Source organism: Streptomyces gobitricini, assembly GCF_039532985.1.
GTDB classification, from domain to species: Bacteria; Actinomycetota; Actinomycetes; order Streptomycetales; family Streptomycetaceae; genus Streptomyces; species Streptomyces gobitricini.
Genome location: NZ_BAAASR010000023.1, coordinates 14182 through 36204, shown reverse-complemented (window position 1 = coordinate 36204; position 22023 = coordinate 14182). Strand labels below are relative to the sequence as shown.

The window sequence follows — 22023 nt, the reverse complement described above, 5'->3', positions numbered from 1 at the left end:
CCCCGTTCACCCGAACGGGAGGGATCAGATGAAGTTGAGCGCGGCCGCCCCGCCCACGCCGCCCAGCAGCATGAACGCCGGCATCAGCACCTTGAGCTCCACCCAGCTGCCCGCGCGGAAGCGCATCGCCTTCGGCGGCCCCACCGGGTACCAGCGCTTGCCACCGACCGGGATCGGCCACAGGATCGGGCAGCCCGAGACGGTCAGGGCGTCACCGATGTCGTGGACGAGAGCGCCCAGCACGATCGGCAGGCCCAGCCACAGGTACTCCTGCCCCGGCGCGGCGAACAGCCAGTCCGAGCCGTTGCCGGGCTTGTCCAGGACGCCCGCGAGGATCCACGCGCTGGTCGCGCCCAGCAGCCACACCAGGACGTCGCTGGACATCCGCGCCGCCCGCCACAGCAGGCCCTCCACCGCCAGCACCAGGTGGACGAAGAGGATCGCCAGGACCGCCCACCGGCCGCCGTTGACGGCGAGCGCGGACGCCCCCGCGCCGCACAGGACGGCCCACACCCACGTGTGCGTCAGGGTGCGGTGGCCACCGCTCCGGCGGGGGTCCGCCCGCGTCCTGGTGGCCTTGTAGACGGCGTACGACAGCTTGTCGACGATCTCGCAGAGGGTCTTCGAGACGGGCCCGAAGGCCCGCGAGATGGTCGCCGACTTGTGGTCGAGGTCGGGTGCGAGCGCCGCTCCGGCGCAGATCAGGGCCCCTACGACGAGCACCGGCCAGGGCATCGGACACCCCGCCGCGGCGGTCGCGGCCCCCACCCCCAGCCAAGCGGCCGCCCCGGAGAGTGAGTGCGCCGGTCCCATCATGTGCGTTCCCCGCCCCGTTTGCTCTTGTCCTGCGCCCCGGTCGACGGGACAGCCTACCGTTCGTGATCTTCATCCGGACGGCCGGTTCCCGCTTCCGGACACGCGCCAGGCAAGATGGGGGCGTGACCCTTATCGATCAGCTGCCGCCGGACGCCGACCCCGATGCCCTCTTCGAGGCCTTCTCGTCATGGGCCGAGGAGCGGGGCATCACCCTGTACCCGGCCCAGGAGGAGGCGCTGATCGAGGTGGTCTCCGGGGCGAACGTGATCCTCTCCACCCCCACCGGCTCCGGAAAATCGCTGGTCGCGGCCGGTGCGCACTTCACGGCGCTCGCCAACGACCAGGTGACGTTCTACACCGCGCCGATCAAGGCACTGGTGTCGGAGAAGTTCTTCGACCTGTGCAAGCTCTTCGGCACGGAGAACGTGGGCATGCTGACCGGCGACGCGTCCGTGAACGCCGACGCGCCCGTGATCTGCTGCACGGCGGAGGTCCTGGCGTCCATCGCGCTGCGTGACGGCAGGCACGCCGACGTCGGCCAGGTCGTGATGGACGAGTTCCACTTCTACGCCGAGCCGGACCGCGGCTGGGCCTGGCAGATTCCGCTGCTGGAACTGCCGCAGGCCCAGTTCGTCCTGATGTCGGCGACGCTCGGCGACGTCTCGATGTTCGAGAAGGACCTCACGCGCCGCACCGGCCGCCCCACCACGGTGGTGCGCTCGGCGACCCGGCCGGTGCCCCTGTCGTACGAGTACCAGCTCACGCCCATCACCGAGACGCTGACCGAGCTGCTGCAGACCAAGCAGGCGCCCGTCTACATCGTCCACTTCACCCAGGCGCAGGCCGTCGAGCGGGCACAGTCGCTGATGAGCATCAACATGTGCTCGCGCGAGGAGAAGGACCGGATCGCCGAGCTGATCGGCAACTTCCGCTTCACCACCAAGTTCGGCAAGAACCTCTCGCGGTACGTGCGGCACGGCATCGGCGTGCACCACGCGGGCATGCTGCCCAAGTACCGGCGCCTGGTCGAGAAGCTGGCCCAGGCGGGACTGCTGAAGGTCATCTGCGGGACCGACACCCTGGGCGTCGGGGTCAACGTCCCCATCCGTACGGTGTTGTTCACCGCGCTCACCAAGTACGACGGCAACCGGGTGCGGACGCTGCGCGCCCGGGAGTTCCACCAGATCGCGGGCCGGGCGGGGCGTGCCGGCTTCGACACGGCCGGCTTCGTGGTCGCGCAGGCGCCCGAGCACGTCATCGAGAACGAGAAGGCCCTGGCGAAGGCCGGCGACGACCCGAAGAAGCGCCGCAAGGTGGTGCGGAAGAAGGCCCCGGAGGGCTTCGTCGGCTGGACCGAGAACACCTTCGAGAAGCTGATCGCCTCCGAGCCGGAACCGCTGACCTCCCGCTTCCGCGTCACCCACACCATGCTGCTGTCGGTGATCGCCCGGCCCGGCAACGCCTTCGAGGCGATGCGACGGCTGCTGGAGGACAACCACGAGCCGCGCCGGAACCAGCTGCGCCACATCCGCCGCGCCATCGCGATCTACCGCTCGCTGCTGGACGGCGGGGTCGTCGAGCGGCTCGACGAGCCCGACGCGGAGGGCCGCACCATCCGGCTCACCGTCGACCTCCAGCAGGACTTCGCGCTCAACCAGCCGCTGTCGACGTTCGCGCTGGCGGCCTTCGACCTGCTGGACCCGGAGTCCCCGTCGTACGCCCTCGACATGGTGTCGGTCGTCGAGTCCACGCTGGACGACCCGCGTCAGATCCTGGCCGCCCAGCAGAACAAGGCGCGTGGCGAGGCGGTCGGCGCGATGAAGGCGGACGGCGTCGAGTACGAGGAGCGGATGGAGCGGCTCCAGGACATCTCGTACCCGAAGCCGCTGGAGGAGCTGCTGTGGCACGCGTACAACACGTACAAGAAGTCGCACCCGTGGGTCGGTGACCACCCCGTCTCGCCCAAGTCCGTCATCCGTGACATGTACGAGCGGGCGCTGTCCTTCACGGAGTTCACGTCGTTCTACGAGCTGGCGCGTACCGAGGGCATCGTGCTGCGCTACCTGGCGTCCGCGTACAAGACGCTGGACCACACCATCCCGGACGACCTCAAGACCGAGGACCTGGAGGACCTGATCGCCTGGCTGGGCGAGATGGTGCGACAGGTCGACTCCTCGCTGCTGGACGAGTGGGAGCAGCTGGCCAACCCGGAGGTCGAGACGGCCGAGGAGGCCCAGGAGAAGGCCGACCAGGTCAAGCCCGTCACGGCCAACGCCCGCGCCTTCCGGGTGCTGGTGCGCAACGCGATGTTCCGCCGTGTGGAGCTGGCCGCGCTGGACCAGCTCGGCGAGCTGGGCGGGATGGACGCGGAGTCCGGCTGGGACGAGGAGCGGTGGGCGGAGGCGATGGACGCGTACTGGGACGAGTACGAGGACCTCGGCACCGGCCCGGACGCGCGCGGGCCGAAGCTGCTGTCCATCGAGGAGGACCCGGCGCACGGGCTGTGGCGGGTACGGCAGACCTTCGCCGACCCGAACGGTGACCATGACTGGGGCATCAGCGCGGAGGTGGACCTGGCGGCCTCGGACGAGGAGGGCCGCGCGATCGTCCGCGTCACGGACGTGGGCCAGCTGTAGGTCGTCCGGCTGCGAGCCGTTCAGGTCGTCCAAGCCATCGAGTGTGAAGGAGTACGCGTGACGAACCCCGCCGAAAAACTCGTCGACCTGCTCGACCTGGAGCAGATCGAGGTCGACATCTTCCGGGGCGCGAGCCCGCAGGAGTCCCTGCAACGGGTCTTCGGCGGACAGGTCGCCGGCCAGGCCCTGGTCGCGGCCGGCCGCACCACGGAGGGCGACCGCCCGGTCCATTCGCTGCACGCGTACTTCCTGCGGCCCGGCATCCCGGGCCTGCCGATCGTGTACCAGGTGGAACGGGTGCGGGACGGGCGGTCGTTCACCACCCGCCGGGTGACGGCGATCCAGCGCGGCAAGACGATCTTCAACCTCACGGCCTCCTTCCACCAGCCGGAGGAGGCGGGCTTCGAGCACCAGCTGCCGCCGCGCCTGGACTTCCCGCCGCCGGAGGAGCTGCCATCGGTGACCGACGAGATCCGCGAGCACCTGGGCGCGCTGCCGGAGTCGCTGGAGCGGATGGCACGGCGCCAGCCGTTCGACATCCGGTACGTCGACCGGCTGCGCTGGACGGCCGAGGAGGTCCGGGAGGCGGACCCGCGCAGCGCGGTGTGGATGCGCGCGGTGGGCCCGCTGGGCGACGACCCGCTCGTCCACACCTGCGCGCTGACGTACGCCTCCGACATGACCCTCCTGGACGCGGTCCGCATCCCGGTCGAGCCGCTGTGGGGGCCGCGCGGCTTCGACATGGCGTCGCTGGACCACGCGATGTGGTTCCACCGCCCGTTCCGTACCGACGAGTGGTTCCTGTACGACCAGGAGTCCCCGATCGCGACGGGCGGCCGTGGCCTCGCGCGCGGCCGGATCTACGACCGTGAGGGCCGGCTGCTGGTCTCGGTGGTCCAGGAGGGCCTGTTCCGCCGCCACTGAGTGCCACAGAGCCTCACCGGCCGGGCCTCACGGGGCCACGGGGCCGGAGCCTCACAGGCCAGGAAGGGCCTCCTGTTGGACCTCGTGGCGCCGGGTCCGGATGTCGGGCCCGGCCGGACGCAGTTTGGCGTCGCACGCGGGACCGAGTCCGGTGCGCCGTGAGGAGGCGCCGGTCAGCGTCCGGCCGCACAGCCTGCACCGCACCGGCCGTGGGCCGGCGGCGGCGGTCTCCGTCCCGAGCAGTGGCTGATCCTGGTGCACACCTGCCTGTCTACCAGGCGCGCGTGCTTTGATCGACCCCGTTGCAGTGCCCTATCGAGGAGGATTCCCCGCATGTCCCTGTACGACATCCCGCTGCGCACCCTGTCCGGTGACCCGACGACCCTGGCCGAGTACAAGGACCAGGTGGTCCTGATCGTCAACGTGGCGTCCCAGTGCGGGCTGACCCCGCAGTACGAGGGCCTGGATCGGCTCCAGAAGAGCTACGGCGACCGGGGCTTCACCGTGCTGGGCGTGCCGTGCAACCAGTTCGGCGGCCAGGAGCCGGGCACGGCGGAGGAGATCGGCACGTTCTGCTCGGCGACGTACGGAGTGACCTTCCCGCTCCTGGAGAAGACGGACGTCAACGGCCCGGACCGGCACCCGCTGTACGCCGAGCTCACGAAGGCCGCGGACGAGGACGGCGAGGCCGGGGACGTCCAGTGGAACTTCGAGAAGTTCCTCGTCGCGCCGGGCGGCGAGGTCATCCGCTTCCGCCCGCGGACGGAGCCCGAGGCCGCCGGCCTGGTCGCGGCGATCGAGGCGCGGCTGCCCTCCTGATATCCGGAGGCACGCTCGGGGCCGGCCGCGCGGGCTCCGCGGGTGACGCTCTGCCAGGACGCGACCGGAGACGGTTCCGCACTGCTACTGCCGCGTGCCGTGCCGGCGTGTGCGACCGGCGGACGTACAGCCGGCCGTCACGGAGCGGTCCGAACGGATCGCGTCCGACGTCGACCCGGCGTCGGTCCGGGCCCCGGCCCTTGCCGTGTCGGGCGGGCGCGACCCGGCCGACTTCCGACGGGTCGCGGCCCGGCTCCCCGGTGTGGGGTGCCAACTTTCCCGTACAGCACCTCCGGCCCCGGAAGTCGCGGGTCGGTCCGAGACGCGATCGGGGCCGGGTCAGGCCACGGCGCTGAGGGTGTCCGCGAGGCGGCGGCGGGTGGCGCGGGCGGCGGGGAGGGCCGCGAGGGCGACCGCGCCGACGACGGCGGCGACGGTGAGCGCCAGGAGCTGGAGCGGGGGCGGGGCGTGGGCGATGCCGGCGCCGATCCCGGTGGCGTGGGCCTCGTGGTCGATCAGCCAGTGGGCGAACGGGACGCCGAGGGCCGTGCCGGCGAGCGCGGCGGCCAGGGCCGTGCAGCCGGTGGCGGTGAGCGTGACGGTGGTGATCTGGCGCGGGGACAGGCCGATCGCCTTGAGGGCGAGCAGGTCGCGTTCGCCGTCCCGGACGGTGCCGCCGATGACGGTGGACAGTTCGGTGAGGCCGATGAGGGCGAGGACGGCGATCAGGCCGAAGACGACGCCGCGGAGGGCGGAGAGCCGGTCGGCCGGGGTGGCGACCTCGTGGATGTCGAGGCGGCCCCCGGAGGCACCGGCGAGTTCGGCGCTCACCGTGCGAGGGTCGGCGCCGGGGCGCAGCTGGAGCTGGTAGAGGCTGGGCCGCAGGCCCGGGTCGTTCTCGCGGAGCGTGTCGAGCGAGGTGGAGACGGCCCGGCCGCCGTTCTCCGGCTCGATGCTGCGGCCGACGATGTGCAGCACCTGGGGGTGGCCGGCGACGGTGAGCCGCACCCAGTCGCCGACGCGGGCGTCGAGCAGGTCGAGCAGGCCCTGACCGGCGACCGCCTCGTCGGGGCCGTGCGCGGGGCGGCCCTCGGCGACGGAGTACGGGTAGGGCCGCTCGCGCGTGCCGAGGCCGCGCAGCGCGATGGTGCCGGTCTGGCCGGGGACCAGGGCGGCGACCTCCAGGCCGGGGTGGGCGGCGGTGACCTGCGGGTTGGCCAGGAGCAGCGCGGTGGCGTCGCGGTCGGTGAGCGTGCCGTCCGGGCGGGCGGTGAGCGCGGCGGCGAGGCCGAGCTGCTCGGGGCGGCTGTCGAACCGCTCGATGGTCGTCCAGGCGCCGAGCGCCACGGTGATCAGCAGCAGCGGCAGGGCGAGGCGCACGATGGTGGCCGGAGCGCGGCGCCCGCGCCCGAAGGCCCGGTGCCAGCCGAGGACCAGCGCGGGCGGTACGCCCAGCCCGAGTGCCTTGCGCGCCGCGCCGGACAGTCCGGCGCCCGGGGCCGCGGCGGCGGGCAGCACCGGCACCGGCGGTACGCGGCCCGCCCGCCAGGCGGCCAGGCAGGTGGCCGCCCCGATGAACAGCACGGCCCCGGCCGGGACGAGCAGGAGCGCCGGGAGGTGGCCGGGGAGGCCCTGCCAGACCTGGACGGCGTCACCGAGCCGGCCCGGCAGGTGGCCGCCGAGCGTCCGTACGAGCAAGGCGGCCAGGGCGGCGCCGAACACGGCGAACGCCAGGTGCTGGGCGAGGAAGATCCGTACGACCTGGCCGGGGGTGAAGCCGACGGCCTTGAGGACGGAGATGTCCCGCAGGTGGCCGCGCACCCGCGTGGCGATGGCGCCGAACACCGCGAGCGCGGCGGCGATGAGGGCGCCGAGGCCGAAGAGGCCGAGGACCTGGCCGAGCAGTCTGGTGTCGCCCTGCGCCTCGGCGCGGGCCTGCTGCCAGGTGGAGACGTCGCCGACGGCGCCCGCGCCGAGCGTGGTGACGGCGCGCTGGACCATGTAGTCGGTGTCGTCGGGGTCGGCGAGCCGCAGGCCGACGACCTGGCCGCCGGTGCGGTCCTCGGGCACGGCGTGTGGCAGTGCCCAGATGGTGCCGGGCCGTTCGCCGGGGCTGTAGAGGCGCTCGGCGGTCTCGGCGACGCCCAGGACGGTCATCGTGCGGTCCGCGACGGTGAGCCGGTCGCCGGGCTCGGCCCACAGGGCGCGCGCGAGGCCCGCTTCGAGGACGACGCCGTCGGGGGCGGCCGGGTCGAGCCAGCGGCCGGACGCCATCAGTGGGCGGCCGGTCGGGGGCGGGCCGCCGTTCGTGGCGCGTACTTCGACGCCCGCGCGGGCGCCGCGTGAGGCCGCGGTGGTGGTCGCGGTGCGGTACGGGCCGGACACGGCGTCGACGCCGTCGAGGGCGGCGAGCCGGCCGGTGTCGGCGGCGGGTCCGGTGTGGATCCAGACGTGGGCGCCCCGGGACTGGGTGAACACCCGCTGCCAGGGGTTGGTGGCGTAGCCGAAGAGCGCGGTCGCGAGCAGCAGGGAGGCGACGATCCCCGCGGTGGCGGCGACGAGGAAGAGCGCCTCGCCCCGGTGGGTCCGCAGATCGGCGTGCGCCCAGCGCAGCATGGCCCGCACAGCCGGTCAGTCCTTCAGTTCGTTCAGCGCGATGACTCCGGCCGGGCCGGTGCGGCGCGGCGGTGTGGCACCGAGCTCGGCGTCGTCGGCGATCCGGCCGTCGAAGAAGCTGATGACCCGGTCCGCGGCGCTGGCGAGCCGGGCGTCGTGGGTGACGAGGACGATGGTCTGCCCGCGCTGGTGGAACCGGCTCAGCAGCCGCATGACCTCGCGGGTGCCCTTGCTGTCGAGGCTGCCGGCCGGTTCGTCGGCGAGGAGCAGTCGCGGGTGGTTGACCAGGGCGCGGGCGAGGGCGACGCGCTGCTGTTCGCCGCCGGACAGTTCGCCGGGCATGCTGCGCGCCTTGCCCTCCAGGCCCAGTTCGGCGAGGAGCTTCTCGCGCTCGGCGCGGGCCTGTGCGGCGGAGGTGCCGGCGAGGAGGGCGGGCAGTTCGACGTTGTCGGCGACGGTCAGGTTGGAGACCAGGTTGAAGAACTGGAAGACGATGCCGATGCGGCGGCGTCGCTCGACGGCCCACCGCGCCTCGCTGTAGCCGTCGGTGCGCTCGCCGTCGAGCCAGAGGGAGCCGCTGTCGGGGCGCTGGAGTCCGCCGAGCAGGTGCAGCAGCGTGGACTTCCCCGCGCCGGAGGGGCCGGTGACGGCCACGAACTCCCCGTGCCGTACGGAGAGGTCGACGCCGCGTACGGCGTGGGCGGGGGCGCCTTCGCCGTGATGTGTCCTGACCAGGCCCTCGGCGCGCAGCAGCGGCGTGGCGGGTATCGCGGAGGTGTCCGTCACCGCAGGTCCTCCAGTTCCTCCTGGCAGCGCTCCAGCCAGTCGAGGTCGGCCTGGAGGTGGAGCATGGCCCCTTCGATCAGCAGGTGCGACATGCGGTTGTCCCGGTCTTCGGTCGCGGCCAGCTTGGAGAGGTTGCGCATGGTGTTGAGGTACTCGCGTCGCTGCTTGTTGATGAGGGTGATCTGGTCGGCGAGGCCGGTGCGGGGGGCGAGGGCGAGTTTCATGAAGAACTCGTCCCGGACCCTCGGTTCGTCGGCCGTCTCCTCGAACCAGGCGCGCAGTGCTTCCTGCCCGGCGTCGGTGAGGCGGTAGATCTTCTTGTTGGGCCGGCTCTCCTGGGCGATCTCCTCGCCCTCGATGAGCCCGGACTTCTCCAGCCGGCCGAGTGTCACGTAGATCTGGCCGACGTTGGTGGGAGGGTACGCGGAGCCCAGCAGTTGCTCAAGGTCCCGTTTGAGTTCGTACCCGTGGGCGGGGCCCCGGGCCAGGAGTGCGAGGAGGGGAAGGCGCACCCGTGCTGTCCTCCTCCGCGAGCTCCCGATGTGATGTGGGCTCTAGTATCGCCCATGCCTAACGGGTATACATGCCCGAGACGCGGACGCCGGGGTCTTGCGCCGGGTGCTCAGGGAGGAACCTATGCGGTGGATACGTGCCGCGGGTAGGGGTCTCCTGGTCGTGATGGTCGTGGTGACCGGGTACACGGCTTCCGGTGCCGGTCCGGCGGAGCGGGCGTCCGACGGCGGGCGGGGTCCGATGACCCTGGCCACGGCCGGGGACCTCACCGGTTACCTGGGCCGGGTGCTGGACGGCTGGAACCGGGCCCGTCCGGACGAGAGGGTGACGCTGGTCGAGCTGCCGGACTCGGCGGACGAGACCCGCTCCCAGATGGTCACGGACCTGCGGTCGGGGGCCGGCCGGTTCGACGTCCTCAACATCGATGTGGCCTGGACGTCGGAGTTCGCCGCCGCCGGGTGGATCGCGCCCGTCGACCGCGAGCGGTTCCCGCTGAAGAGCTTCCTGCCCCCGGTGGTGGACACGGCGACGTACGACGGACGGCTGTACGCCGTCCCTTACGTCACCAACGCCGGGATGCTCTTCTACCGCAAGGACGTCCTCGACCGTGCGGGCGAGCGGCCGCCTCGGACCTGGGCGGAGCTGGAGCGGCAGGCGCGGACGCTCGCCCCGCGGCACGGCCTCGGGGGGTACGCGGGCCAGTTCCTGCCGTACGAGGGGCTGACGGTGAACGCCGCCGAGGCGGTGTACTCGGCGGGCGGCACCGTCCTCGGGGACGAGGGCGAGCGGGTCACGGTGGACTCCGCGGCGGCCCGGGCGGGGATCGGCTTCCTGGCGCGGGGCGTACGGGACGGCTGGATCCCCCGGGAGGCCCTGGCGTACACGGAGGAGGAGTCGCGGCGGGCGTTCCAGGAGGGCAGGCTGCTGTTCCTGCGCAACTGGCCGTACGCCCACGCCGGCGCGTCCGGCGACGACTCCCGGGTGGCGGGGAGGTTCGGCGCGGTGCCGCTGCCGGGGCCGCACGGTCCGGGCACCAGTGTGCTGGGCGGCTCGAACCTGGCGGTGAGCAGCCATTCGCGGCAGCCGGAGTCGGCGCGTGACCTCATCGCGTACCTGACGAGCGAGCAGGTGCAGCGCCGGGTGCTGACCGAGGGTGCCCTGCCTCCGGTGCGTGCCGCCCTGTACGGGGACCGGGCGCTGGTGCGGCGGTTCCCCTACCTTCCCGCACTGCGGGCCAGTGTGCTGGCGGCCGCCCCGCGTCCCAAGAGCCCGCGTTACGAGCAGGTCAGCCTGGCCGTGCAGGCCGTGGTGCACGACGCGATGGCGCAGCACCAGACACCCGAGGCGGCCGTGCGCCGGCTGGCCGACGAGCTCGCGGCCATCGCCCGCCGCCGCTGACCTCTCCCCCGCTCTCCTCGGTGGCCCCCCTTCACTTAGTTACCCGTTAGGCACCTGCGTCAGATGGCGCCTGCACCATAACGGGATATTTCACTATCAACTGCCGCTGATTCCGGCACCATCGTTGACACCTCCTCCAGTTGCCTACCTAACATGTATGCATAACCGCTAACCGCTCTGGATGGCGCGCACCCCTTCACGAAGAAACAGGTCAACGGGTGATGCTCACAGCTCCGGCCGATGACGGCCTCTCGCAGCACCTCACGCACCGGTCCGCCCACCCCTGGTGGCGCGACGCGGTGATCTATCAGGTGTACGTCCGAAGCTTCCTGGACAGCACCGGTGACGGCATCGGTGACCTCGCCGGGGTCCGCGCCGGACTCCCGTACCTCAAGAAGCTGGGCGTCGACGGAATCTGGCTGAGCCCCTTCTACCCGTCACCGCAGGCCGACCACGGGTACGACGTCGCCGACTACTGCGATGTGGACCCCGTCTTCGGCGACCTCGACGAGTTCGGCCGGCTGGTGGCCGACGCGCACCGCCTCGGCGTCAAGGTGCTGCTGGACATCGTCCCCAACCACTGCTCCAGCGAGCACGCCTGGTTCCGCGAGGCGCTCGCCTCCGCCCCGGGCAGCGAGGCCCGCGCCCGCTTCCACTTCGCCGAGGGCCGCGGCCCGGGCGGGGACGTGCCGCCCAACAACTGGCACGCCATGTTCGGCGGCCCCGCCTGGAGCCGGGTCACCGAGCGGGACGGCACACCCGGCCAGTGGTACCTGCACATGTTCACGCCCGAGCAGCCGGACCTGAACTGGCGCAACCCCGAGGTGGCCGCCCACTTCGACCACGTCCTGCGCTTCTGGCTGGACCGGGGGGTGGACGGCTTCCGCATCGACGTGGCCGCCGGCCTGTTCAAGCACCCCGACCTGCCGGACTCCCCCGACCCCGAGGCCGACGCCCGCACCCGCGACTCGGTCAACCCGCTCGCCTGGAACCGGCCCGAGGTCCACGAGGTGTGGCGCCACTGGCGCGCGGTGTGCGAGCAGTACACGGCGCGCGACGGCCGGGACCGGCTGCTCGTCGGTGAGGTCTCCGTACCGACCGCCCGCGAGCACGCCAAGTACGTCCGCCCCGACGAGCTGCACCAGGCGTTCTTCTTCGACCTGCTGAGCGCCCCCTGGGACGCCGGCGCCTTCCGCACGGTCATCGGCGAGGCCATCCGGGACATCGCCGGTACGGGTTCCACCGTCACATGGGTGCTCAACAACCACGACCAGGTGCGCACGGTGACCCGGTACGGCGAGTCGGGCACCGGGGGCAGCGGGCTGGGCGCCGCCCGGGCGCGGGCCGCGGCGCTGCTGATGCTGGCGCTGCCGGGTGCCGCGTACATCTACCAGGGCGAGGAGCTGGGCCTGCCGGAGGTGGTGGACCTGCCCGACGAGGTGCTCACCGACCCGATCTTCCGGCGCACCGGCAGCCGGGCCCGGATCCGTGACGGCTGCCGCGTGCCGCTGCCGTGGTCGGGGCACGCCTCGCCGTTCGGGTTCAGCACCGGCGCCGAGAGCGCCAAGCCGTGGCTGCCGCAGCCCGGCTGGTTCGCCGACCACGCCACCGACCGGGCTCTCGCCGACACGCGCTCGTTCTGGCACCTGTACCGCGACGGTCTTCAACTCCGGCACGGGCTGCCGCAGTTGGGTGAGGGCAGTCTGCGCTGGCTCCAGGCGCCGCCCGGCGTCCTGGCGTTCGAGCGCGGCGAAGGCCTCATCTGCGCCGTCAACTTCACCGCCGACCCGGTGCCCGCACCGGTCCTCGGCGCACCCCTGCTGTCCAGCGGCCCTTGCCCGGCCGGCGTACTGCCCGGATCCACCGCCGCCTGGTGGACCGGTGACCACACCACCTCGGAGGTATCACGATGATGACGCGACGACGGATGGCGATGGCGTGCTGTTCGGCGCTGACCGTGGCGCTGGCAGCGACCGCGTGCGGCGGCGGCCCGGTGAGCGCGGGGGGCGGGGACAAGGAGCTCAGCGGCCAGGCCCTCAACGTGGCCGGTGTGTGGTCCGGCGCCGAGCAGAAGAACTTCCAGAAGGTCCTGGACGCCTTCACCGAGAAGACCGGCGCCACGACCCGGTTCACGTCGACCGGTGACAACGTCTCCACGGTCGTCGGCAGCAAGATCGAGGGCGGCAACGCCCCGGACGTGGTGATGGTCCCCCAGGTGGGCGTGCTCCAGCAGTTCGCGAAGCAGGGCTGGCTCAAGCCCCTCCCCGAGAAGACCGTGAACACCGTCCGCGCCAACTTCTCCCCCGTCTGGACGACGTACGGATCGGTCGGCGGCACGCTGTACGGCCTGTACTTCAAGGCCGCCCACAAGTCGACCGTCTGGTACAGCCCGGAGGCGTTCGAGCAGGCCGGGGTCGAGCCGCCGAAGACGTACGAGGAGATGCTGGCGAGCGGGCAGGCCGTCTCCGACTCCGGCCTGCCGGCCTTCGCGGTCGCCGGTGAGGACGGCTGGACGCTCACCGACTGGTTCGAGAACATCTACCTCTCCCAGGCGGGGCCCGGGAAGTACGACCAGCTCGCCAGGCACGAGATCAAGTGGACCGACCCCACCGTGGTGAAGGCCCTGACCACCCTCGGCGAGCTGTTCTCCGACAAGAAGCTGATCGCGGGCAGCCGGAAGGGCGCGCTGGGCACCGACTTCCCGGGCTCCGTGGAGAAGGTCTTCGGCCCCGACCCCGAGGCCGCGATGGTGTACGAGGGCGACTTCGTCGCCGGGATAGCCAAGGACCAGTTCGGGAAGAAGATCGGCGAGGACGCCCGCTTCTTCCCCTTCCCCGCCGTCGAGGGCGGCAAGGCGCCGGTGGTCAGCGGCGGCGACGCGGCCGTCGTCCTCAAGGACGGCAAGAACCAGAAGGCCGCCGATGCCTTCCTGGACTACCTGGCGACCCCCGAGGCGGCCGCCGTGTGGGCGGAGGCGGGCGGGTTCCTCTCCCCCAACAAGAAGCTCGACCTCTCCTCGTACGGCGACGACACGGTGCGCGAGACGGCCAAGTCGCTGATCGACGCCGGGAACTCGGTGCGCTTCGACATGTCGGACCAGGCACCGGCCTCGTTCGGCGGGACCAAGGGCGTGGGCGAGTGGAAGCTGCTCCAGGACTTCCTGCGCGACCCGTCGGACCCGGCGGCCACCGCGGCGGCGCTCGAAGCCGCGGCGGCCAAGGCGTACAAGGGCTGACGGCATGACCACCCTCACCACTCCCGTGGGGGCCGCGAGTCCCCGGCGGCGCGCCCAGCGCCGCCGGCGGACCATCGCCGTGGCCTTCGTCCTGCCGACGCTGCTGCTCCTCGGCGCGCTGGTCGTCTACCCGGTCCTGTTCTCGGTCGGCCGCAGCTTCTTCGACGCCGCCGGGACCCGGTTCGTCGGCGGGGGGAACTACGCGGAGATGTTCCGCGACCCCGCCACCCTGACCGCCATCCGCAACAGCGCCATCTGGGTGGTCGTGGCCCCCACCCTCCTCACCGGCCTCGGGCTGATCCTCGCCGTGCTGGTGGAGAAGGTCCGCTGGGCCACCGCGTTCAAGCTGCTGCTGTTCATGCCGATGGCCGTCTCCTTCCTGGCGGCGGGCATCATCTTCCGGCTCGCCTACGAGGAGGACCCCGACAAGGGCGTGCTCAACGCGGCGGTCGTCGGTGTGCACGACGCCTTCAACGGCACGTCCTCGTACCCGAGCGCCCGGCCCCGGGAGGACCAGGGCCTGCGCAGGGCCCCGGACGGGTCGTACGGAACGGCCGAGGCCGTCGCGCCGGGCCGGACCGTGAACCTGGGACTGGTGGGGCTGCCGCCCAGGGACGTGCCCGCGGAGGCGAGGCCCGCGTCGTCGGCGAAGGCCGGCCCGGACGAGGTGCGCGGCGCCGTCTACCTGGACTTCACACCCGGCGGCGGGGGGCGGCCGGGCGCGATCGACGCGGCCGAACGCGGCCTGCCGGGGCTGACGGTGGAGGCCGTACGGGACGGGCGGACGGTCGCCACCGCGACGACGGCCGCGGACGGCTCGTACCGCTTCGCGGAGCTCACGGCCGGCTCGTACACGGTACGGCTGCCCGCCTCGAACTTCGCGCCCCCCTACGAGGGCGTCTCCTGGCTCGGTCCGGCGCTCGTCACTCCGGCCATCATCGGCGCCTACCTGTGGATCTGGACCGGCTTCGCCATGGTGCTCATCGGCGCCGGGCTGTCCTCCCTGCCGCGTGACGCGCTGGAGGCGGCCCGGATGGACGGGGCGAGCGAATGGCAGGTGTTCCGCCGGATCACCGTCCCGCTGCTGGCGCCGGTGCTGACGGTCGTCTTCGTGACGCTGGTGATCAACGTGATGAAGGTCTTCGACCTGATCTACATCATCGCGCCGGGGCCGGTGCAGGAGGACGCCACGGTCCTCGCCACGCAGATGTGGCTCGTCTCCTTCGGCGGCGGCAACAACCAGGGGCTGGGCAGTGCGCTCGGTGTGCTGCTCCTGCTGCTGGTGATCCCCGCCATGGTGTTCAACGTCCGCCGCTTCCGCAGGAGCCAGCCATGAGCGCGACCGTCACCGCACCTTCGCCGCAACCGTCCGCTCCGCCCCCGCCCGCCCCGCGCGCGCCCGCCCGGCCACCGGGCGGCCGGATCCGCCGCTCGCTGGGCAACGGCCTGGTCCAGGCGTTCCTCACGGTGGTCGGTCTCGTCTGGATCACCCCGGTGGCCGGACTGCTGCTGTCCTCGCTGCGCTCGGCCAACGACAACGCGGCGAGCGGCTGGTGGACCGCGCTGGCGCGCCCCGGCCAGTTGTCCCTCGACAACTACACGGCGCTGCTGGGCAACGCGGGGATCACCCGGGCGTTCTGGAACACGGTGCTGATCTCGGTGCCCACGACCGTGCTCGTCGTGGTCGTCGCCGCGCTCGCCGGGTACGCCTTCGCCTGGCTGGAGTTCCCCGGCCGGGACTGGATCTTCCTGGGAGTGGTGGCGCTGCTGGTGGTGCCGGTGCAGGTGGGCCTGCTGCCGGTCGCCAAGCTCTTCGGGCAGCTGGGCCTGTTCGGCACGATCCCGGGCGTGGTGCTGTTCCACGTCGCCTACGGGCTGCCGTTCGCCGTCTTCCTGCTGCGCAACTACTTCGCCGACATCCCGCGCGAGATGCTGGAGGCGGCGCGCATGGACGGCGGCGGCGAGTGGCGCATCTTCACGCGGCTGGTGCTGCCGGTGGGGCGGCCCGCGATCGCGAGCCTGGCGATCTTCCAGTTCCTCTGGGTGTGGAACGACATGCTGGTGGCGCTGCTGTTCGCCGACAGCTCCTCACAGCCCCTGACGGTGGAACTCCAGTCGCAGGTGCGGCAGTTCGGCAGCAACATCGACGTTCTGGCACCGGGTGCGTTCCTCTCCCTGATCGTGCCGGTGGTGGTGTTCTTCGCCTTCCAGCGGCACTTCGTCCAGGGCGTGATGGCCGGCTCGGTGAAGTGAGGTCACGGATTCGGGCGGGGCGCCTCTCACGGGGGAGGCGCCCCGCCGCCGGCTCAGCGGATCGGCATCCCCGACAGGGTGCGGGCGATGACCAGGCGCTGGACCTCGCTGGTGCCTTCGAAGATGGTGTAGATCGCGCTGTCCCGGTGCATCCGCTCCACCGGGTACTCGCGGGTGAAGCCGTTGCCGCCGAGGATCTGGACGGCCTGGGCCGTGACCTTCTTGGCGACCTCGCTGGCGTAGAGCTTGGACATCGAGCCCTCGGCGGAGGTGAAGGGTTTCCCGGCGGTCGCCATCCAGGAGGCGCGCCAGACGAGAAGCCGGGCGGCGTCGATCTGGGTGCGCATGTCCGCCAGCTGGAAGGCCACGCCCTGGTTGTCGATGATGGGCCGGCCGAACTGGACGCGGGTCCTGGCGTAGTCCAGGGCCACCTCGTACGCGGCACGGGCGGTGCCCACGGCCATGGCGCCGACGGCCGGGCGGGACGCCTCGAAGGTCGCCATGGCAGCGTTCTTCACACGTTCGCCGCCCGCCCTGGCCTTCTCCCGGGCGCGCGCGAGGCGCTCGTCGAGCTTCTCCTTGCCGCCGAGCAGGCAGGAGCCGGGGACGCGGACGTCCTCGAGGACGACCTCGGCGGTGTGGGAGGCGCGGATGCCGTGCTTCTTGAACTTCTGGCCCTGGGAGAGGCCGGGGGTGCCGGGCGGGACGATGAACGAGGCGTGGCCCTTGGAGCCCAGCTCCGGGTCGACGACCGCGACGACGACATGGACGTTGGCGATGCCGCCGTTGGTCGCCCAGGTCTTGGTGCCGTTGAGGACCCACTCGTCCTTGGCCTGGTCGTAGACCGCGCGGGTGCGCATGGCGGCGACGTCCGAGCCGGCGTCGGGCTCGGATGAGCAGAACGCCGCGACCTTGACGTCGCCGGGATCGCCGTACATCTGCGGGATCCACGTGCCGATCTGCTCCTCGGTGCCGTTGGCGAGGACGCCGACGGCCGCCAGACCCGTGCCGACGATGGACAGGGCTATGCCCGCGTCGCCCCAGAACAGCTCCTCCATGGTCATCGGGATACCGAGACCGGTGGGGTCGAAGAACTGCTGGGCATAGAAGTCGAGGGAGTAGATGCCGACCTTGGCGGCTTCCTGGATGATGGGCCAGGGGGTCTCCTCGCGCTCGTCCCACTCGGAGGCGGCCGGTCGGATCACGTCCTTGGCGAAGCCGTGCAGCCAGTCACGGACCTGCTTCTGGTCGTCATTGAGTTCAAAGGTGAACTCGGCCATGTTCCCTCCCGGCTGTTACTTGCGGTAACAGCAGTCTGTTACCGGTAAGTAGCCGCTGTCAACCGACAGCGTCCGCGCGGTGGGTGTTACGTTGCGCGGGTCTTTGAGGACATCGCACGGGCGGGGAGACACGCTATGGAGACCACCCATCGGAACGAGCAGCAGCGGTCGGCCGACCAGCGGCGACGCGAGCTGCTCGAGGCCGCCGACCGCGTGGTCCTCCGCGACGGGCCACAGGCGTCGATGAACGCCATCGCGGCGGAGGCCGGCATCACCAAGCCGATCCTCTACCGGCACTTCGGCGACAAGGGCGGCCTGTACCGGGCGCTCGCCAAACGCCACACGGACGCCCTGCTGGCCGCCCTCCAGGGGGCGCTCGACGCCCCCGCCGACCGGCGCCGGCGGGTGGAGGCGACGCTCGACACATACCTGACCGCCATCGAGGCCCGCCCGCAGGTGTACCGGTTCCTGATGCACCCCTCGGAGGAGACGGGTGGCGGTCAGCAGCCGGAGCAGGGCTTCGACACGGGGCGCCACTCCGCGCCCGTACTGCGCCGCATGGGCGAGGAGCTCGCCCGGGTGATCGCCGAGCGGGTCGACCTGGGCCCGAACAGCGAGGTGCTGGCCCGGGTGTGGGGCCACGGCATCGTCGGGATGATGCACGCCGCCGGTGACTGGTGGCTCGGTGAACGCCCCTGTCCCCGCGAGGAGTTGGTGCAGGGTCTGGCGGACCTGCTCTGGGGCCACCTGGAGCGGGTCGACGACAAGGTGGACGGCCCCGGGTTCTGACGCCGCCTGGCGAGGGCTTGCCGTCAGCGAGCCCGGGCCCGGGAGGCGCGGTGCGCCGCGCGCAGGGCGCGGGTGCGGCGCCAGCCGGTGAGGCGGTCCGTGTAGACCGTGCCCTCCACGTGGTCGCACTCGTGCTGGAGGCAGCGCGCGAAGAACCCCGTGCCCTCGACGCGCACCGGTGTGCCGAACCGGTCGACGCCCTCGACCACCGCACGGTCGAAGCGTTCCGTGCCCGCCTCGACGCCCGGCAGGGACAGGCAGCCCTCCGGACCGCGGACCGTCACGCCGTCCGCTTCCACCAGGCGCGGGTTGACGATGTGGCCGAGGTGGCGGACGTCCTCGTCGTCGGGACAGTCGTAGACGAAGACCCGCGAGGCCACACCGATCTGGTTCGCCGCGAGGCCGACGCCCTGGGCCGCGTACATCGTCGCGAACATGTCCTCGATGAGCCGGGACAGGGACGGACCGAAGTCGGTGACGGGCTCACAGGGGGTGTGCAGCACCGGGTCGCCGAGCAGGGTCATGGCTCGTACATGGCCGGAACTGCCGGGGATCGGCCGGTTTCGCATGGCGTCCAGCGTACGTTCCCGTCAGCCCCGAGGGTTTCAGCAGGTGGCGCGGTTCGGGCGTCCGGCCGGATCTCGATAGGCTGAGCCCGGACCCACGCTAGGAGGAACAAGGACGATGGCAGGCAACACGGAGCCGCTGTCGCCGCGCGCCAAGCTGGCCGTGACGGCAGGAAAGGCCGCAGCGGCGGTGTCACGCGCCGCGGGACGCGGCAGCGGATCGGTGATCGGCGGCCGGGTCGCGCTCAAGCTGGACCCCGAACTGCTCGGGCGGCTGGCGCAGCACCTGGACGTCGTCCTGGTGTCGGCGACCAACGGCAAGACCACCACCACCCGGCTGATCGCCGAGGCACTGCGGGCCAGCGGCCCGGTCGTCTCGAACGCACTCGGCGCGAACATGCCCGCGGGCATCACGTCCGCCCTCGCCGGCGGCTCGGACGCGAAGTACGGCGTGATCGAGGTGGACGAGAAGTACCTCGCCGGCGTCGCGCGCGACGTGACGCCGAAGGCGATCGCGCTGCTCAACCTCTCCCGCGACCAGCTCGACCGCGCCGCCGAGACGCGGATGCTCGCGGAGAAGTGGCGCGAGGGGCTGTCCGGCTCGAAGGCGGTCGTCATCGCCAACGCCGACGACCCGCTCGTCGTCTGGGCCGCGTCGTCCTCCCCCAACGTCGTCTGGGTGGCGGCCGGTCAGGAGTGGAAGGACGACGCCTGGTCCTGTCCCGCCTGCGGCGGTGTGATGCAGCGCCCCGGCGACGACTGGTTCTGCGGCGAGTGCGGCTTCCGCCGCCCCGCCCCCAGCTGGGCGCTCAGTGGTGACCACGTCCTGGACCCGCACGGTTCCGCCTGGCCGATCCACCTCCAGCTGCCGGGCCGCGCCAACAGGGCGAACGCCGCCACCTCCGCCGCCGTCGCGGCCGTGTTCGGCGTACCGCCGCAGGTGGCGCTGGAGCGCATGTACCAGGTGCAGGCGGTCGCGGGCCGGTACGACGTGGTCTCCTTCCAGGGCCGCGACCTGCGGCTGCTGCTGGCGAAGAACCCGGCGGGCTGGCTCGAGACGTTCTCGCTCATCGACCCGCCGCCGACACCGGTCATCCTGTCCGTCAACGCCCGTGGCGCGGACGGCACCGACACGTCCTGGCTCTGGGACGTCGACTACACCCGGCTGGCCGGGCACCCGATCGTGGTGATCGGCGACCGGCGGCTGGACCTCGCGGTCCGGCTCGAAGTCGCGGGCCTGGACTTCCGGGTGTGCGAGACGGTCGACGAGGCGGTACAGCTCTCCCCGCCCGGGCGGATCGAGCTGATCGCCAACTACACCGCGTTCCAGGACGTCCGCCGCCGCGTCGGCAACTGACCCCCGCAAAGGACATGAGCATGAGCGACAGCAGTCTGCGTCTCGTGTGGGTCTACCCGGACCTGCTCAGTACGTACGGAGACCAGGGCAACGCCCTCGTGGTGGAGCGGCGCGCCCGCCAGCGCGGCCTGGACGTGCAGCGGGTGGACGTGCGCAGCGACCAGCCGATCCCGACCTCCGGCGACATCTACCTGATCGGCGGCGGCGAGGACCGGCCGCAGCGGCTGGCGGCCGAGCGGCTGCGCCGCGACGGCGGTCTGAACCGCGCGGCCGAGAACGGCGCCATCATCTTCTCGGTGTGCGCCGGCTACCAGATCCTGGGCCACGAGTTCATCAACGACCTCGGGGAGCGGGAGCCGGGTCTCGGCCTGATCGACGTGATCTCGACGCGCGGCGAGGGCGCCCGCTGCGTCGGTGACGTACTGGCCGACATCGATCCGCGCCTGGGCCTGCCCCAGCTGACCGGCTTCGAGAACCACCAGGGCGTCACCCACCTCGGTCCGACGGCCCGGCCGTTCGCCCGGACGGTGTTCGGCAACGGCAACGGCACCGGGGACGGCACGGAGGGCGCGTACAACGACACCGTTTTCGGGACGTACATGCACGGACCGGTCATGGCGCGCAATCCGCAGATCGCGGACCTGCTGCTGAAGCTGGCCCTGGATGTGAACGCGCTGCCGCCGACCGACGACCGGTGGTACGAGGCGCTCCGCACGGAGCGGATCGCGGCGGCCTCGCAGCCCGCCTGACGGGCCGTCGGACCAGAGGTTTTGTCGGTTCGTACGACTACCGTCCAGTAGTCGGACGCTCGTTTCGGCCCCGTCACCCAACGCCGGTAGGGTGGCGGGGATCCAACCGGACGACGTGGTCCGGGAGTCGGCCCACGTTGCAAAGGTATCTCGGGCTATGCGCATTGGTGTGCTCACCTCCGGCGGCGACTGCCCCGGTCTGAACGCCGTCATCCGTTCCGTCGTGCACCGTGCCGTCGTCGACCACGGCGACGAGGTCATCGGCTTCCACGACGGTTGGAAGGGCCTCCTGGAGTGCGACTACCGCGGGCTCGACCTGGACGCGGTCTCCGGCATCCTGGCCCGCGGCGGCACGATCCTCGGCTCTTCCCGTGTCCAGCCGGCGCACCTCGTCGACGGTGTCGAGCGCGCCAAGGGCCACGTCGCCGACCTCGGCCTCGACGCGATCATCCCGATCGGGGGCGAGGGCACCCTCAAGGCGGCCAACCTCCTCTCCCAGGCGGGGCTGCCGATCGTCGGCGTACCGAAGACCATCGACAACGACATCGCGTCGACCGACGTCACCTTCGGGTTCGACACCGCCGTCGGGGTCGCCACCGAGGCGCTCGACCGGCTGAAGACGACCGCGGAGTCACACCAGCGTGTGCTGATCGTCGAGGTCATGGGCCGCCACACCGGCTGGATCGCGCTGCACTCCGGCATGGCCGCCGGCGCGCACGCGATCGTCGTGCCCGAGCGGCCCTTCGACATCGACGAGCTGACCGCCCGGGTCGGGGCACGGTTCGAGGCGGGCAAGAAGTTCGCGATCGTCGTGGTGGCGGAGGGCGCCAAGCCGCGCGCGGGCACGATGGACTTCAACGAGGGCGGCAAGGACATCTACGGGCACGAGCGGTTCGCCGGCGTGGCCCAGCAGCTGGCCGGCGAGCTCGAGCACCGGCTCGGCAAGGAGGCCCGCGCGGTGATCCTCGGGCACGTCCAGCGGGGCGGGACGCCGACGGCGTACGACCGGGTCCTGGCGACGCGGTTCGGCTGGCACGCGGTGGAGGCCGCGCACCGGGGCGAATTCGGCATGCTGACCGCGCTGCGCGGCACGGACATCGTGATGGTGCCGCTCGCCCAGGCGGTGGAGACGCTGAAGACCGTGCCGTCGGAGCGGTACGACGAGGCCGAGACCGTGCTCTGAGCACCGTTCCGCACCGAACCACCCGCCCCCGGTCACAGCCGCGACCGGGGGCGGTTCTAGTCTGGACCCCGCAAGCGGACAACCCAGACGAAACGAGTCAGGA

The 22023-nt window shown here is 72.0% G+C and carries 19 protein-coding genes; 12 read left to right on the top strand and 7 right to left on the bottom strand.

Annotated features, from left to right (window positions below):
* Nucleotides 1-24: 24 nt before the first annotated feature.
* A complete protein-coding gene (locus tag ABD347_RS21055) occupies nucleotides 25-816 on the bottom strand; it encodes a metal-dependent hydrolase (protein WP_344363586.1) in 792 nt (263 codons plus the stop codon).
* A 122-nt stretch (nucleotides 817-938) separates the two neighbouring features.
* Between ABD347_RS21055 and ABD347_RS21050 the strand changes: the two genes are divergently transcribed.
* Complete coding sequence (locus ABD347_RS21050; protein WP_344363583.1) at nucleotides 939-3452, top strand: DEAD/DEAH box helicase; 2514 nt, start codon at nucleotides 939-941, stop codon at nucleotides 3450-3452.
* Between the two features lie 57 nt (nucleotides 3453-3509).
* Complete coding sequence (locus ABD347_RS21045) at nucleotides 3510-4376, top strand: acyl-CoA thioesterase (RefSeq protein WP_344363581.1); 867 nt, start codon at nucleotides 3510-3512, stop codon at nucleotides 4374-4376.
* 51 nt (nucleotides 4377-4427) lie between these two features.
* Here the strand turns inward: ABD347_RS21045 and ABD347_RS21040 are convergent, their stop codons facing one another.
* Complete coding sequence (locus ABD347_RS21040) at nucleotides 4428-4637, bottom strand: DUF6011 domain-containing protein (RefSeq protein WP_344363579.1); 210 nt, start codon at nucleotides 4635-4637, stop codon at nucleotides 4428-4430.
* Nucleotides 4638-4709: 72 nt separating this feature from the next.
* Between ABD347_RS21040 and ABD347_RS21035 the strand changes: the two genes are divergently transcribed.
* Complete coding sequence (locus ABD347_RS21035) at nucleotides 4710-5195, top strand: glutathione peroxidase (protein WP_344363577.1); 486 nt, start codon at nucleotides 4710-4712, stop codon at nucleotides 5193-5195.
* Nucleotides 5196-5534: 339 nt separating this feature from the next.
* Here ABD347_RS21035 and ABD347_RS21030 read toward each other — a convergent pair whose 3' ends face one another.
* From ABD347_RS21030 to ABD347_RS21020, 3 genes are read right to left on the bottom strand one after another with little or no spacing between them, the layout of a single operon-like run.
* A complete protein-coding gene (locus ABD347_RS21030) occupies nucleotides 5535-7820 on the bottom strand; it encodes an ABC transporter permease (protein ID WP_344363575.1) in 2286 nt (761 codons plus the stop codon).
* Nucleotides 7821-7826: 6 nt separating this feature from the next.
* Nucleotides 7827-8597, bottom strand: a complete 771-nt coding sequence (locus ABD347_RS21025) for an ABC transporter ATP-binding protein (RefSeq protein WP_344363572.1) — start codon at nucleotides 8595-8597, stop codon at nucleotides 7827-7829.
* Nucleotides 8594-9109 (bottom strand): PadR family transcriptional regulator, encoded by a 516-nt coding sequence (locus ABD347_RS21020; protein ID WP_344363570.1) that lies wholly within the window; start codon nucleotides 9107-9109, stop codon nucleotides 8594-8596. Before ABD347_RS21020 ends, ABD347_RS21025 begins: the two co-directional genes overlap by 4 nt.
* A gap of 124 nt (nucleotides 9110-9233) precedes the next feature.
* Here ABD347_RS21020 and ABD347_RS21015 point away from each other — a divergent pair, with 124 nt between their 5' ends.
* The 5 genes from ABD347_RS21015 to ABD347_RS20995 all read left to right on the top strand — a co-directional run bounded on the left by ABD347_RS21015 (nucleotide 9234) and on the right by ABD347_RS20995 (nucleotide 15996).
* Nucleotides 9234-10508 carry an ABC transporter substrate-binding protein gene (locus ABD347_RS21015; RefSeq protein ID WP_344363568.1) on the top strand — a complete coding sequence of 425 codons (1275 nt, stop codon included), beginning with the start codon at nucleotides 9234-9236 and terminating at the stop codon, nucleotides 10506-10508.
* Nucleotides 10509-10729: 221 nt separating this feature from the next.
* Nucleotides 10730-12421 carry a glycoside hydrolase family 13 protein gene (locus ABD347_RS21010; protein ID WP_344363567.1) on the top strand — a complete coding sequence of 564 codons (1692 nt, stop codon included), beginning with the start codon at nucleotides 10730-10732 and terminating at the stop codon, nucleotides 12419-12421.
* Nucleotides 12418-13743 carry an ABC transporter substrate-binding protein gene (locus tag ABD347_RS21005; RefSeq protein WP_425575723.1) on the top strand — a complete coding sequence of 442 codons (1326 nt, stop codon included), beginning with the start codon at nucleotides 12418-12420 and terminating at the stop codon, nucleotides 13741-13743. Before ABD347_RS21010 ends, ABD347_RS21005 begins: the two co-directional genes overlap by 4 nt.
* A 4-nt stretch (nucleotides 13744-13747) precedes the next feature.
* Nucleotides 13748-15079: a carbohydrate ABC transporter permease gene (locus tag ABD347_RS21000; RefSeq protein WP_344363562.1), complete on the top strand. Its 1332-nt coding sequence runs from the start codon at nucleotides 13748-13750 to the stop codon at nucleotides 15077-15079.
* Nucleotides 15076-15996, top strand: a complete 921-nt coding sequence (locus tag ABD347_RS20995; RefSeq protein ID WP_344363559.1) for a carbohydrate ABC transporter permease — start codon at nucleotides 15076-15078, stop codon at nucleotides 15994-15996. Before ABD347_RS21000 ends, ABD347_RS20995 begins: the two co-directional genes overlap by 4 nt.
* Before the next feature lie 53 nt (nucleotides 15997-16049).
* Here the strand turns inward: ABD347_RS20995 and ABD347_RS20990 are convergent, their stop codons facing one another.
* Entirely contained in the window at nucleotides 16050-17276 is a 1227-nt protein-coding gene (locus ABD347_RS20990) for an acyl-CoA dehydrogenase family protein (protein ID WP_064067139.1), read from the bottom strand.
* 135 nt (nucleotides 17277-17411) lie between these two features.
* On the opposite strand from ABD347_RS20990, the gene ABD347_RS20985 reads away from it, so the two are divergent.
* Nucleotides 17412-18065, top strand: coding sequence for a TetR/AcrR family transcriptional regulator (locus tag ABD347_RS20985; protein WP_344363556.1), 654 nt, complete (start codon nucleotides 17412-17414; stop codon nucleotides 18063-18065).
* Between the two features lie 23 nt (nucleotides 18066-18088).
* Here the strand turns inward: ABD347_RS20985 and def are convergent, their stop codons facing one another.
* Nucleotides 18089-18634, bottom strand: coding sequence for a peptide deformylase (def, locus tag ABD347_RS20980; RefSeq protein WP_344363555.1), 546 nt, complete (start codon nucleotides 18632-18634; stop codon nucleotides 18089-18091).
* A 115-nt stretch (nucleotides 18635-18749) separates the two neighbouring features.
* On the opposite strand from def, the gene ABD347_RS20975 reads away from it, so the two are divergent.
* From ABD347_RS20975 to ABD347_RS20965, 3 genes are all read left to right on the top strand, one after another.
* Complete coding sequence (locus tag ABD347_RS20975) at nucleotides 18750-19988, top strand: Mur ligase family protein (protein ID WP_344363553.1); 1239 nt, start codon at nucleotides 18750-18752, stop codon at nucleotides 19986-19988.
* A 20-nt stretch (nucleotides 19989-20008) separates the two neighbouring features.
* Nucleotides 20009-20737 carry a type 1 glutamine amidotransferase gene (locus ABD347_RS20970; protein WP_156695573.1) on the top strand — a complete coding sequence of 243 codons (729 nt, stop codon included), beginning with the start codon at nucleotides 20009-20011 and terminating at the stop codon, nucleotides 20735-20737.
* 157 nt (nucleotides 20738-20894) lie between these two features.
* Entirely contained in the window at nucleotides 20895-21920 is a 1026-nt protein-coding gene (locus ABD347_RS20965; RefSeq protein ID WP_344363549.1) for a 6-phosphofructokinase, read from the top strand.
* The last annotated feature ends 103 nt before the right edge of the window (nucleotides 21921-22023 follow it).

What these genes read in the sequence shown, in the direction of transcription:
- ABD347_RS21055 (WP_344363586.1), bottom strand. Translation starts at nt 816, where the DNA reads ATGATGGGACCGGCGCACTCACTCTCCGGGGCGGCCGCTTGGCTGGGG.
- ABD347_RS21035 (WP_344363577.1), top strand. Translation starts at nt 4,710, where the DNA reads ATGTCCCTGTACGACATCCCGCTGCGCACCCTGTCCGGTGACCCGACG.
- ABD347_RS21015 (WP_344363568.1), top strand. Translation starts at nt 9,234, where the DNA reads ATGCGGTGGATACGTGCCGCGGGTAGGGGTCTCCTGGTCGTGATGGTC.
- ABD347_RS21010 (WP_344363567.1), top strand. Translation starts at nt 10,730, where the DNA reads ATGCTCACAGCTCCGGCCGATGACGGCCTCTCGCAGCACCTCACGCAC.
- ABD347_RS21005 (WP_425575723.1), top strand. Translation starts at nt 12,418, where the DNA reads ATGATGACGCGACGACGGATGGCGATGGCGTGCTGTTCGGCGCTGACC.
- ABD347_RS21000 (WP_344363562.1), top strand. Translation starts at nt 13,748, where the DNA reads ATGACCACCCTCACCACTCCCGTGGGGGCCGCGAGTCCCCGGCGGCGC.
- ABD347_RS20995 (WP_344363559.1), top strand. Translation starts at nt 15,076, where the DNA reads ATGAGCGCGACCGTCACCGCACCTTCGCCGCAACCGTCCGCTCCGCCC.
- ABD347_RS20990 (WP_064067139.1), bottom strand. Translation starts at nt 17,276, where the DNA reads ATGGCCGAGTTCACCTTTGAACTCAATGACGACCAGAAGCAGGTCCGT.
- ABD347_RS20985 (WP_344363556.1), top strand. Translation starts at nt 17,412, where the DNA reads ATGGAGACCACCCATCGGAACGAGCAGCAGCGGTCGGCCGACCAGCGG.
- def (WP_344363555.1), bottom strand. Translation starts at nt 18,634, where the DNA reads ATGCGAAACCGGCCGATCCCCGGCAGTTCCGGCCATGTACGAGCCATG.
- ABD347_RS20975 (WP_344363553.1), top strand. Translation starts at nt 18,750, where the DNA reads ATGGCAGGCAACACGGAGCCGCTGTCGCCGCGCGCCAAGCTGGCCGTG.
- ABD347_RS20970 (WP_156695573.1), top strand. Translation starts at nt 20,009, where the DNA reads ATGAGCGACAGCAGTCTGCGTCTCGTGTGGGTCTACCCGGACCTGCTC.
- ABD347_RS20965 (WP_344363549.1), top strand. Translation starts at nt 20,895, where the DNA reads ATGCGCATTGGTGTGCTCACCTCCGGCGGCGACTGCCCCGGTCTGAAC.